The organism is Ectopseudomonas toyotomiensis, assembly GCF_900115695.1.
Classification (GTDB): domain Bacteria; phylum Pseudomonadota; class Gammaproteobacteria; order Pseudomonadales; family Pseudomonadaceae; genus Aquipseudomonas; species Aquipseudomonas toyotomiensis.
Window position 1 is genome coordinate 395,066 of record NZ_FOXK01000003.1, and the last position, 12,514, is coordinate 407,579.

A 12,514-nucleotide genomic window follows, 5' to 3' on the forward strand; every position below is an offset into this window, starting at 1 on the left:
TGGTCGGTCTGCGTATAATCCGCGATTTTTTGGCGGTGACAGATGGAGTGCGCGATGCGCGAGCAATTGCTGGCGGTGGAGAAGGTTCAGGCAATCGAGTGGCGCGATGGTGCGTTGTACCTGCTCGACCAGCGCCTGCTGCCGCATCGGCAGACCTGGTTGCGCTTCGATTCTGCCGCCGAGGTGGCTGACGCGATTCGCGACATGGTGGTGCGTGGTGCGCCGGCTATCGGCATCGCTGCTGCCTATGGCCTGGTGCTGGGCGTCCGGGCTCGGCTGCAGGCAGGTGGTGACTGGCGCGAGGCGCTGGAGGCGGACTTTGCCAGTCTCGAGCGCTCGCGTCCTACCGCGGTAAACCTGTTCTGGGCCCTGCAGCGCATGCGTGAGCGCCTGGCGCGACTCAAGGATGGCGACGATATCCTGGCTCTGCTGGAGGCCGAGGCGGTGGGGATTCATCTCAGCGACCGTGAGGCCAACCTGACCATGGCGCAACTGGGCATGGAGCTGATTCGCAAGCATCAGGGCAACCCGCAGGTGCTGCTGACTCACTGCAATGCCGGTGCGCTGGCGACCGGCGGCTTTGGCACGGCGCTCGGGGTGATTCGCGCGGCGTACCTGGAGGGTCTGGTCGAGCAGGTCTATGTCGATGAAACCCGTCCCTGGCTGCAGGGCGCGCGGCTGACTGCCTGGGAATTGGCTGGCGACGGCGTGCCGGTCAGCCTCAATGCCGATGCGGCTGCTGCTCACCTGATGAAAACCAAGGGCATTACCTGGGTCATAGTCGGGGCTGACCGCATCACCGCCAATGGTGATGTGGCGAACAAGATCGGCACCTATCAGTTGGCAGTCAACGCCATGCATCACGGCGTGCGCCTCATGGTGGTGGCGCCCAGTTCGACCATCGACATGAGTCTGGAAAGCGGCGAAGACATCGTGCTCGAAGAGCGTGATGGTCGTGAGCTGCTGGAGGTGGCGGGGCATCGCGTCGTGGCGGATGTGCACGCCGTCAATCCGGTGTTCGATGTGACGCCGGCTGATTTGGTCGACTACATCGTGACCGAGAAAGGCGTGATCGAGCGCCCCGACAGTGCCAAGCTGGCGCAGCTGATGTGTCGCAAGCGCCTGCACTGAGCTGATCGAGCACGGCTTACTTTCTGTAGGAGCCCCGCCCTGGGGCGACGCCTTTGCGTTCACTGGCCGTGCGGCAGCTGCTGCAGGTTGGTGGTTTCGCGTCTTTTCGTCTCGTTTGCTCCGCTTCTTAGTGAGGGTGCTCGGGGTAGGTGTGTAGCGCGCTTTGTGGTAATCTCCGGCAGTTTTCAAGGGGGCTGACTACAGCCACATTCACTGCATCGAATCGTGACATAACTCGTTGATTTGTCGTGAGTCGCTGATGGCTTGAGGCTATCGCGACGAGCTCCATGGCGTTCAGGAAGAATGACGCGGAGTTTCACCAGAAAAAGGAACCAGGCTTCTCATGGGCGAACTGGCCAAAGAAATCCTCCCGGTCAATATCGAAGACGAGCTGAAACAGTCCTACCTCGACTACGCGATGAGCGTGATCGTCGGGCGTGCGCTGCCGGATGCGCGCGATGGCTTGAAGCCAGTACACCGCCGTGTGCTCTACGCCATGAGCGAACTGGGCAACGACTGGAACAAGCCCTACAAGAAATCCGCCCGTGTGGTCGGTGACGTGATCGGTAAATACCACCCGCACGGCGACACCGCGGTGTACGACACCATCGTACGTATGGCGCAGGACTTCTCCCTGCGCTACCTGCTGGTTGATGGCCAGGGCAACTTCGGTTCGGTGGACGGCGACAACGCCGCGGCCATGCGATACACCGAAGTGCGCATGACCAAGCTGGCCCACGAGCTGCTGGCCGACCTGGACAAGGAAACCGTCGACTGGGTGCCCAACTACGACGGTACCGAGCAGATCCCGGCGGTCATGCCGACCAAGGTGCCGAACCTGTTGGTCAACGGCTCCAGCGGTATCGCCGTGGGCATGGCCACCAACATCCCGCCGCACAACCTCTCCGAGGTGATCGATGGCTGTCTGGCGTTGATCGACAATGCCGACCTTACCGTCGATGACCTGATGCAGTACATCCCCGGCCCGGATTTCCCCACTGCGGGCATCATCAACGGCCGTGCCGGCATCATCGAGGCCTATCGTACCGGTCGTGGGCGCATCTATATCCGCGCCCGCGTCGAGGTCGAAGACATCGACAAGGTCGGCGGTCGCCAGCAACTGGTGGTCACCGAGCTGCCCTACCAGCTGAACAAGGCGCGTCTGATCGAGAAGATCGCCGAGCTGGTCAAAGAGAAGAAGATCGAAGGCATCACCGAGCTGCGTGACGAGTCCGACAAGGACGGTATGCGCGTGGTGATCGAACTGCGTCGTGGCGAAGTGCCGGACGTGGTGCTGAACAACCTGTACGCCCAGACCCAGATGCAGAGCGTGTTCGGCATCAACGTCGTGGCGCTGGTCGACGGTCAGCCGAAGATCATGAACCTCAAGGACATGCTCGAGGTGTTCGTCCGTCACCGCCGCGAAGTGGTGACCCGCCGTACCGTCTACGAGCTGCGCAAGGCACGGGAGCGTGGCCACATCCTCGAAGGTCAGGCCGTTGCACTGTCGAACATCGACCCGGTGATCGAGCTGATCAAGGCCTCGCCGACGCCGGCCGAGGCCAAGGAACGCCTGATCGCCACTGCCTGGGAGTCGTCCGCCGTGGAGGCCATGGTCGAGCGCGCCGGTGCCGACTCCTGCCGTCCGGAAGGGCTCGATCCGCAATACGGTCTGCGTGATGGCAAGTACTACCTGTCGCCGGAGCAGGCTCAGGCCATCCTCGAGTTGCGTCTGCACCGCCTGACCGGTCTGGAGCACGAGAAGCTGCTGGCCGAGTACCAGGAAATCCTCAGTCTGATCGGCGAGCTGATCCGCATCCTTACCAGCCCCGAGCGCTTGATGGAAGTCATCCGCGAGGAGCTGGAGAAGGTCAAGGCCGAGTTCGGTGATGCCCGTCGCACCGAGATCGTCGCCTCGCGTCTGGATCTGACCATTGCCGACCTGATCACCGAAGAAGAGCGCGTCGTTACCATCTCCCATGGTGGCTATGCCAAGAGCCAGCCGCTGGCCGCCTACGAGGCGCAGCGTCGCGGCGGCAAGGGCAAGTCGGCCACCGGGGTGAAGGACGAGGACTACGTCGAGCACCTGCTGGTTGCCAACAGTCACGCGACCCTGCTGCTGTTCTCCAGCAAGGGCAAGGTGTACTGGTTGCGTACTTTCGAGATTCCCGAAGCTTCGCGCGCCGCGCGCGGTCGCCCGCTGGTGAACCTGTTGCCGCTGGATGAGGGCGAGCGCATCACCGCGATGCTGCAGATCGACCTCGAAGCATTGCAGCAGAGCGCCGGTGCTGACGAAGACCTGGACGACGAAGGCGTGGTGATCGAAGGCGAAGCCACCGAAGTGGTCGAGGCCGAGGAAGTCGAAGAAGTCGAGGGTGAAACCCCTGAACTGGTCGCCGAACCGACCGGCGCCTTCATCTTCATGGCCACCGCATTCGGTACCGTGAAGAAGACCCCGCTGGTGCAGTTCAGCCGCCCGCGCAGCGCCGGTCTGATCGCGCTGAAGCTGGAAGAGGGCGATACCCTGATTGCTGCCGCCATCACCGACGGCGCCAAGGAAGTCATGCTGTTCTCCGATGCCGGCAAGGTGCTGCGTTTCGCCGAGAGCAAGGTGCGTACCATGGGCCGTACCGCCCGTGGTGTACGCGGCATGCGCCTGGGCAAGGATCAGCAACTGATCTCCATGCTGATTCCGGAGTCCGGTGCGCAGATTCTCACCGCCTCCGAGCGTGGCTTTGGCAAACGCACCGGCCTGGGCAAGTTCCCGCGTCGCGGTCGTGGCGGCCAGGGCGTGATCGCCATGGTCACCAGCGAGCGTAACGGCAAGCTGGTCGGTGCCATCCAGGTACAGGACGGCGAGGAAATCATGCTGATTTCCGACCAGGGCACCCTGGTGCGCACCCGTGTCGACGAAGTCTCCAGCTCCGGCCGTAACACTCAGGGTGTGACTCTGATCAAGCTGGCCAAGGACGAGACCCTGGTCGGCCTGGAGCGTGTGCAGGAGCCGACTGCGGTGGAAGAGGACGAACTGGTCGAAGGTGAAGAGGGCGCTCAAGTCGCCGAAAGCGCCGACGCACCAGTCGCCGACGCCGAGGAAGGCAGCGAAGAGTGAAGTCGGGCTCTGTGGGAGGGGCTTTAAAAGCCCCTCCCATAGACACGGTGACAGTGTGGACATGCCATCGCCTGGTGGTGGCGTTCTGTGAATCTGAGAGAGACAGACGTGAGCAAGCGAGCTTTTAACTTCTGCGCCGGCCCGGCCGCGCTGCCGACCGCTGTACTGCAACGCGCCCAGGCCGAGATGCTCGACTGGCAAGGCAAGGGCCTCTCGGTGATGGAGATGAGCCATCGCAGCGACGAGTACGTGGCTATCGCCAGCCAGGCCGAGCAGGACCTGCGTGATCTGCTCGCTGTGCCCAACGACTACAAGGTGCTGTTCCTGCAGGGCGGTGCCAGCCAGCAGTTCGCCGAGATTCCGCTGAACCTGCTGCCGGAAGACGGCGTGGCCGACTACGTCGAAACCGGCATCTGGTCGAAGAAAGCCATCGAAGAGGCGCGTCGCTATGGCGCCATCAACGTGGCTGCCAGCGCCAAGGCGCACGACTACTTCGCTATCCCCGGACAGAACGACTGGCAGCTTTCGAAAGACGCTGCCTATGTGCATTACTGCAGCAACGAGACCATCGGCGGCCTGCAGTTCGACTGGGTGCCGCAGGTCGGTGATACCCCGCTGGTCGCCGACATGTCTTCGGACATCCTCTCGCGCTCGCTGGACGTGTCGCAGTTCGGCCTGATCTACGCCGGCGCGCAGAAGAATATCGGCCCGAGCGGCCTGGTGGTGGTGATCGTCCGTGAAGACCTGCTCGGTCGCGCCCGTTCCAGCTGCCCGACCATGCTCGACTACAAGATTTCCGCCGATAACGGCTCTATGTACAACACCCCGGCGACCTATTCCTGGTACCTCTCCGGCCTGGTCTTCCAGTGGCTGAAGGAGCAGGGCGGCGTCGAGGCCATGGAGCGCATCAACCGCGCCAAGAAGGACCTGCTGTACAAGGCCATCGACGACAGCGATTTCTACAGCAACCCCATCGCCCACAACGCGCGTTCCTGGATGAACGTACCGTTCCGTCTGGCTGACGAGAAGCTGGACAAGGCCTTCCTCGCCGGCGCTGATGAGCGCGGCCTGCTCAACTTGAAAGGGCATCGCTCGGTCGGTGGCATGCGTGCCTCCATCTACAACGCCGTTGGCATGGATGCGGTCGAGGCGCTGGTGGCCTATATGGCCGAGTTCGAGAAGGAGCGCGCCTGATATGTCGGAGCAGGAACTGCAAGCGCTGCGGGTACGCATCGACAACCTCGATGAGCGCATCCTCGAGCTGATCAGCGACCGTGCGCGCTGCGCCGAAGAAGTCGCCCGTGTGAAGATGAAGGAATTGAAGGAGGGCGAGTCGCCCGTCTTCTATCGCCCCGAGCGCGAAGCTCAGGTGCTTAAACGCGTGATGGAGCGCAACCGGGGCCCGCTAGGCAATGAGGAAATGGCGCGGTTGTTCCGCGAAATCATGTCTTCCTGCCTGGCCCTGGAAAACCCGTTGAAAGTCGCTTATCTCGGCCCTGAAGGCACCTTCAGCCAGGCAGCGGCGATGAAGCACTTCGGTCATGCGGTGATCAGCGTGCCAATGGCGGCCATCGACGAGGTGTTCCGTGAAGTGGCTGCCGGTGCGGTCAACTTCGGCGTGGTGCCCGTGGAGAACTCCACCGAAGGCGCGATCAACCACACCCTCGACAGCTTCCTCGAGCACGACATGGTCATCTGCGGCGAAGTCGAGCTGCGCATTCACCATCACCTGCTGGTCGGTGAAACCACCAAGACCGACAAGATCACCCGCATTTACTCCCATGCCCAGTCGCTGGCGCAGTGCCGCAAGTGGCTGGATGCGCACTACCCGAACGTCGAGCGCGTGGCGGTTTCCAGCAACGCCGATGCGGCCAAGCGGGTCAAGAGCGAGTGGAACAGCGCGGCCATCGCCGGCGACATGGCGGCCAATCTGTATGGCCTGACCAAGCTGGCGGAGAAGATCGAGGATCGCCCGGACAACTCCACGCGTTTTCTCATCATCGGCAGCCAGGAAGTGCCGCCGACCGGCGACGACAAGACCTCGATCATCGTCTCCATGCGCAACAAGCCGGGTGCGCTGCACGAGCTCCTGGTGCCGTTCCACAATAACGGCATCGACCTGACTCGCATCGAGACTCGTCCTTCGCGCAGTGGCAAGTGGACCTACGTGTTCTTCATCGATTTCGTTGGTCATCACCGCGATCCGCTGATCAAGGATGCGCTGGAGAAACTCGCTCAGGAAGCCGTGGCGCTGAAGGTGCTGGGTTCCTATCCGAAAGCGGTGCTGTAAGCCCGAGCTCTTGTAGGAGCGGCTTTAGCCGCGATATTCGTGACTGAGGTCGCTCCTGCAAAGCCTGTGGTGCTCGGTCGAGACAATGAGGTTGTGTAATGAGTTGCGATTTCCTAGCCCTGGCCCAGCCAGGCGTGCAAAAGCTGTCCCCCTACGTACCAGGCAAGCCAGTCGACGAGTTGGCCCGTGAGCTGGGGCTCGATCCGGCCGGTATCGTCAAGCTGGCCAGCAATGAGAACCCGCTCGGCCCGAGCGACAAGGTGCTGGCAGCGATTCGTGCCGAGCTGGACGAACTGACCCGCTACCCGGATGGCAATGGCTTCACCCTAAAGACTGCGCTGGCTGCCCGTTACAGTGTCGACGCCGCGCAGGTGACGTTGGGCAATGGCTCCAACGACATCCTCGAACTGGTTGCCCGTGCCTATCTGGCACCTGGTCTCAACGCCGTGTTCAGCGACTACGCCTTCGCGGTTTACCCCATCGCCACCCAGGCGGTCGGCGCGCAGGGCAAGATCGTGCCGGCCAAGGATTACGCTCACGACCTGCAGGCGATGCTTGCCGCCATCGATGACAACACCCGCGTCGTCTTCATTGCCAACCCCAACAACCCGACCGGTACCTGGTTCGGGCCGGATGCGCTGGAAGTCTTCCTGGCCCAAGTGCCGGAATCGGTGCTGGTGGTGTTGGACGAAGCCTATATCGAGTACGCCGAAGGCGACGAGCTGCCAGACGGTCTCGATTACCTGGCGCGCTATCCGAACCTGCTGGTCTCGCGCACCTTCTCCAAGGCCTACGGCCTTGCTTCGTTGCGTGTCGGCTACGCCATCAGCTCGCCGGCCATCGCCGATGTGCTCAACCGCGTGCGCCAGCCGTTCAACGTCAACAGCCTCGCGTTGGCCGCCGCCTGCGCCGCGCTGGCCGATGCCGATTACCTGGCTGAGGGGCGCCGCCTCAACGACGCCGGCATGCAGCAGTTGCAGGACGGTCTGCGTGAGCTGGGGCTAAGCTGGATTCCCTCCAAAGGCAATTTCATCGCCATCGATTTTGGGCGCGACACCGCCGCGATCAACCAGGCGCTGCTGCGTGAAGGGGTGATCGTGCGGCCAATGGCCGGTTATCGCATGCCGAATTTCCTGCGCGTCTCCATCGGCCTGCCGAGAGAGAACGCACGCTTCCTCGAGGCGCTGGCCAAGGTGCTGTCGGCGTGACTGTCACTGCAGTGCAATCCAATGCTCCTAAGATCGGCCGCCTGGTGGTGGTCGGCCTCGGCCTGATCGGTGGCTCCTTCGCCAAGGGCCTGCGTGAGCGTGGTCTGTGCCGGGAGGTGGTGGGGGTCGATCTGGATGCCGAATCGCGTCGTCTGGCGGTGCAGTTGGGCGTTGTCGATCGTTGCGAGAGCGACCTTGCTGCCGCCTGTCAGGGGGCTGATGTCATCCAGCTGGCAGTGCCTATCCTGGCCATGGAGAAGGTGCTCGCTCAACTGGCCGCGCTGGACCTCGGCAATGCCGTGCTGACCGACGTCGGTAGCGCCAAGGGTAATGTCGTGCGCGCGGCGCGTCTGGCATTTTCCGGCAAGGCTGTGCGTCTGGTTCCTGGTCATCCCATTGCGGGGTCCGAGCAGAGCGGGGTGGAGGCGGCCAACGCCGAGTTGTTCCGGCGCCACAAGGTCATCCTGACGCCCTGCGAGCACAGCGACGAGGCGGCTCTGGCGCTGGTCGAAGGGCTGTGGCGCGAGCTGGGGGCGGATGTCGAGGCGATGGAGGTCGAACATCACGACCAGGTGCTCGCCGCCACCAGCCATCTGCCGCACCTGCTGGCCTTTACCCTGGTCGACTCGCTGGCCAAGCGCAGCGAGAACCTGGAAATTTTCCGCTATGCCGCTGGCGGTTTCCGCGACTTCACGCGGATCGCCGGCAGTGATCCGGTGATGTGGCACGATATCTTCCTCGCCAACCGCGAGGCCGTGCTGCGCACATTGGATGCTTTTCGCGACGACCTCGACGCCTTGCGCGATGCGGTCGACGCCGGGGATGGGCATCAACTGCTGGGCGTGTTCACCCGCGCCCGCGTGGCCCGCGAACATTTCAGCAAAATTCTGGCCCGCAGGGCCTATGTGGACGCTATGCACTCGACCGATCTGATTTTCCTGGCAAAACCTGGTAGCTCGCTGGCTGGACGTATCCGCGTACCCGGTGACAAATCCATTTCGCACCGCTCGATCATGCTGGGTTCGCTGGCCGAAGGCACCACCGAGGTCGAAGGCTTCCTCGAGGGTGAAGACGCCCTGGCCACGCTGCAGGCATTCCGCGATATGGGCGTGGTCATCGAAGGCCCGCACCACGGCCGCGTGACCATTCATGGCGTTGGTCTGCATGGCCTGAAAGCACCGGCCGGCCCGCTGTACATGGGTAACTCCGGCACCTCCATGCGCTTGCTCTCCGGCTTGTTGGCCGCGCAGCCGTTCGACACCACCTTGACCGGTGATGCTTCGCTGTCCAAGCGCCCGATGAATCGCGTGGCCAAGCCGCTGCGTGAAATGGGTGCGGTGATCGAGACTGGCCCGGAAGGCCGTCCGCCGCTCACCATCAAGGGCGGTCAGCGCCTGACCGGCATGGCCTACGAAATGCCCATGGCCAGCGCCCAGGTCAAATCCTGCCTGCTGCTGGCCGGCTTGTACGCCGCTGGCAACACCTCGGTGACCGAGCCGGCGCCGACCCGTGATCACACCGAGCGCATGCTGCGCGGCTTCGGCTACCCGGTCAGCGTCGAGGGCAGCACTGCCAGCGTCGAGTCCGGCCACAAGCTGACCGCCACGCGCATCGAAGTGCCGGCGGATATTTCCTCGGCTGCTTTCTTCCTGGTCGCTGCCAGCATCGCTGAAGGCTCCGAACTGGTGCTGGAGCACGTCGGCATCAACCCGACCCGCACTGGCGTGATCGACATTCTCAAGCTGATGGGCGGCGACATCACCCTGGAAAACCAGCGTGAAGTCGGCGGCGAGCCCGTGGCCGACATTCGCGTGCGTGCGGCCAAGCTGAAAGGCATCGATATCCCGGAAGACCTGGTGCCGCTGGCCATCGATGAATTCCCGGTACTGTTCGTCGCCGCTGCCTGTGCCGAAGGTCGCACCGTGTTGCGCGGCGCCGAAGAGCTGCGCGTGAAAGAGTCCGACCGTATCCAGGTCATGGCCGACGGCCTGATCGCGCTGGGCGTGAAGGCCGAGCCGACCCCGGACGGCATCATCATCGAAGGCGGCGCCATTGGCGGTGGCGAAGTCTGGGCGCATGGCGATCACCGTATCGCCATGTCCTTCAGCGTCGCCTCGCTGCGCGCCAGTGCGCCAATCCGTATTCACGACTGCGCCAACGTCGCCACCTCCTTCCCCAACTTCCTTGCCCTGGCAGCTGAAGTCGGTATCAACGTGGCCGTAGAGGGCAACGCATGAACGCCCCGGTAATCACCGTCGACGGGCCGAGCGGGTCGGGCAAGGGCACGCTTTGCGCTCTGCTGGCCAAGCAACTGGGCTGGAATCTGCTCGACTCCGGTGCGCTCTATCGCCTGCTGGCCTTCGCCGCTGGCAACCACGGCATCGACCTGACCAACGAAGAGTCGCTCAAGCAGCTGGCCGCGCATCTGGATGTGCAGTTCATCGACAAGCGCATCATCCTCGAAGGCGAGGAGGTGACCGACGCCATCCGTAACGAGCAGATAGGGGCGGGCGCTTCCATGGTTGCCTCGCTGCCTGCCGTACGCGAAGCGCTGCTGCAGCGTCAGCGCGCGTTTCAGGAGATGCCAGGCCTGGTGGCAGACGGTCGCGACATGGGCACCGTGGTGTTCGCCGACGCGCCGCTGAAGATTTTCCTCACCGCCAGCGCCGAGGAACGTGCCCGTCGCCGCTACTTGCAGTTGAAGGCCAAGGGCGATGATGTTAATCTCGCGAGTCTTCTCGACGAGATACGGGCGCGCGACGAGCGCGATACCCAGCGCGCGGTGGCTCCGCTCAAGCCGGCAGCCGACGCAATCGTGCTGGATTCCACCGAACTTTCCATCGAGCAGGTGCTTGAACGAATTCTGCGCGAGGTCGCTGATCGCGATCTCGCCGGTTAAGGATTCTCGATTGCCTTAAATCGCTGAATCCGCCAGGAGGCATGCGGGAGACCAGTCCTAGTCCTGCAGGCCTCTTTTCACATGAACGAACCCACATTGTCTGGAGTGTGGTTTGGGCGAATCCCCGCCCTTGATCAACAGGAATCAACATGAGCGAAAGCTTTGCAGAACTATTTGAAGAAAGCCTGAAATCCCTCGACATGCAGCCGGGCGCCATCATCACCGGTATCGTGGTCGACATCGACGGTGACTGGGTTACCGTTCACGCCGGCCTGAAGTCCGAGGGCGTCATCCCGCTCGACCAGTTCTTCAACGAACAAGGCGAGCTGACCATCAAGGTCGGTGACGAAGTCCACGTTGCGCTGGACGCGGTTGAAGATGGCTTCGGTGAAACCAAGCTGTCCCGCGAGAAAGCCAAGCGCGCTGAGTCCTGGCTGGTTCTGGAAGCTGCGTTCAACGCTGAAGAAGTGGTCAAGGGCGTTATCAACGGTAAGGTCAAAGGCGGCTTCACTGTTGACGTCAACGGCATCCGCGCGTTCCTGCCGGGTTCCCTGGTTGACGTCCGTCCGGTGCGTGATACCACTCACCTGGAAGGCAAAGAGCTGGAATTCAAGGTCATCAAGCTGGACCAGAAGCGCAACAACGTTGTCGTTTCCCGTCGCAGCGTCCTGGAAGCCGAGAACAGCGCCGAGCGCGAAGCTCTGCTGGAATCCCTGCAGGAAGGCCAGCAAGTCAAAGGTATCGTCAAGAACCTCACCGACTACGGTGCGTTCGTTGACCTGGGCGGCGTAGATGGTCTGCTGCACATCACCGACATGGCTTGGAAGCGCATCAAGCACCCGTCCGAGATCGTCAACGTTGGCGACGAGATCGACGTCAAGGTTCTGAAGTATGATCGCGAGCGTAACCGCGTATCCCTGGGCCTGAAGCAACTGGGCGAAGACCCATGGGTTGCCATCAAGGCTCGTTACCCGGAAAACACCCGCGTTGTTGCCCGCGTCACCAACCTCACCGACTACGGCTGCTTCGCCGAGCTGGAAGAGGGCGTGGAAGGCCTGGTACACGTTTCCGAAATGGACTGGACCAACAAGAACATCCACCCGTCGAAAGTCGTCAACGTCGGCGACGAAGTGGAAGTCATGGTTCTGGACATCGACGAAGAGCGTCGTCGTATCTCCCTGGGTATCAAGCAGTGCAAGACCAACCCGTGGGAAGACTTCTCCGGTCAGTTCAACAAGGGTGACAAGATCTCCGGCACCATCAAGTCGATCACCGATTTCGGTATCTTCATTGGTCTGGACGGCGGCATCGACGGCCTGGTTCACCTGTCCGACATCTCCTGGAACGAAGCCGGCGAAGAAGCCGTGCGTCGCTTCAAGAAGGGCGACGAGCTGGAAACCGTCATCCTGTCGGTTGACCCGGAGCGCGAGCGCATCTCCCTGGGCATCAAGCAGCTGGAAGACGATCCGTTCAGCAACTACGTCTCGATCAACGACAAGGGCACCATCGTCCGTGGCGTTGTGAAAGAAGTAGACGCCAAGGGCGCCATCATCGACCTGGGCAACGAGATCGAAGCTACTCTGAAAGCCTCCGAAATCAGCCGTGACCGCGTTGAAGACGCGCGCAACGTCCTGAAAGAAGGCGACGAAGTAGAAGCCAAGATCATCAGCGTCGACCGCAAGTCCCGCGTCATCAGCCTGTCCGTCAAGTCGAAAGACGTTGAAGACGAGAAGGACGCGATGAAGGAACTGCGTAACAAGCAAGACGTTGAAAGCACCGGCCCGACCACCATTGGTGATCTGATCCGTGCCCAGATGGAAAACCAGAACTAAGTTCGGGTAATTCATCCAAGAAAAAGGCGGCCCTCGGGTCGC

The 12,514-nt window shown here is 62.3% G+C and carries 8 protein-coding genes; all 8 read left to right on the top strand.

Annotated features, from left to right (window positions below; all coding sequences use genetic code 11):
* Window positions 1–54: 54 nt before the first annotated feature.
* The 8 genes from mtnA (at window position 55) to rpsA (ending at window position 12,472) form a co-directional block, all read left to right on the top strand.
* Window positions 55–1,131: an S-methyl-5-thioribose-1-phosphate isomerase gene (gene mtnA / locus BM186_RS08100; protein WP_072424702.1), complete on the top strand. Its 1,077-nt coding sequence runs from the start codon at window positions 55–57 to the stop codon at window positions 1,129–1,131.
* Between the two features lie 343 nt (window positions 1,132–1,474).
* Window positions 1,475–4,243 (top strand): DNA gyrase subunit A, encoded by a 2,769-nt coding sequence (gyrA, locus tag BM186_RS08105; protein WP_074914460.1) that lies wholly within the window; start codon window positions 1,475–1,477, stop codon window positions 4,241–4,243.
* 108 nt (window positions 4,244–4,351) lie between these two features.
* The gene (gene serC / locus BM186_RS08110; RefSeq protein WP_074914462.1) at window positions 4,352–5,437 is read left to right on the top strand and encodes a 3-phosphoserine/phosphohydroxythreonine transaminase; all 1,086 of its coding nucleotides are present in this window, start codon (window positions 4,352–4,354) and stop codon (window positions 5,435–5,437) included.
* 1 nt (window position 5,438) lies between these two features.
* Entirely contained in the window at window positions 5,439–6,533 is a 1,095-nt protein-coding gene (gene pheA, locus BM186_RS08115; RefSeq protein WP_074914464.1) for a prephenate dehydratase, read from the top strand.
* Window positions 6,534–6,631: 98 nt separating this feature from the next.
* Entirely contained in the window at window positions 6,632–7,741 is a 1,110-nt protein-coding gene (gene hisC / locus BM186_RS08120) for a histidinol-phosphate transaminase (protein ID WP_074914467.1), read from the top strand.
* A complete protein-coding gene (locus BM186_RS08125; RefSeq protein WP_074914470.1) occupies window positions 7,738–9,978 on the top strand; it encodes a bifunctional prephenate dehydrogenase/3-phosphoshikimate 1-carboxyvinyltransferase in 2,241 nt (746 codons plus the stop codon). Before hisC ends, BM186_RS08125 begins: the two co-directional genes overlap by 4 nt.
* Entirely contained in the window at window positions 9,975–10,640 is a 666-nt protein-coding gene (gene cmk, locus BM186_RS08130) for a (d)CMP kinase (protein ID WP_017677359.1), read from the top strand. The genes BM186_RS08125 and cmk overlap by 4 nt, the downstream gene beginning before the upstream one ends.
* 149 nt (window positions 10,641–10,789) lie before the next feature.
* Entirely contained in the window at window positions 10,790–12,472 is a 1,683-nt protein-coding gene (rpsA, locus tag BM186_RS08135; RefSeq protein ID WP_061239651.1) for a 30S ribosomal protein S1, read from the top strand.
* Window positions 12,473–12,514 lie beyond the last annotated feature (42 nt).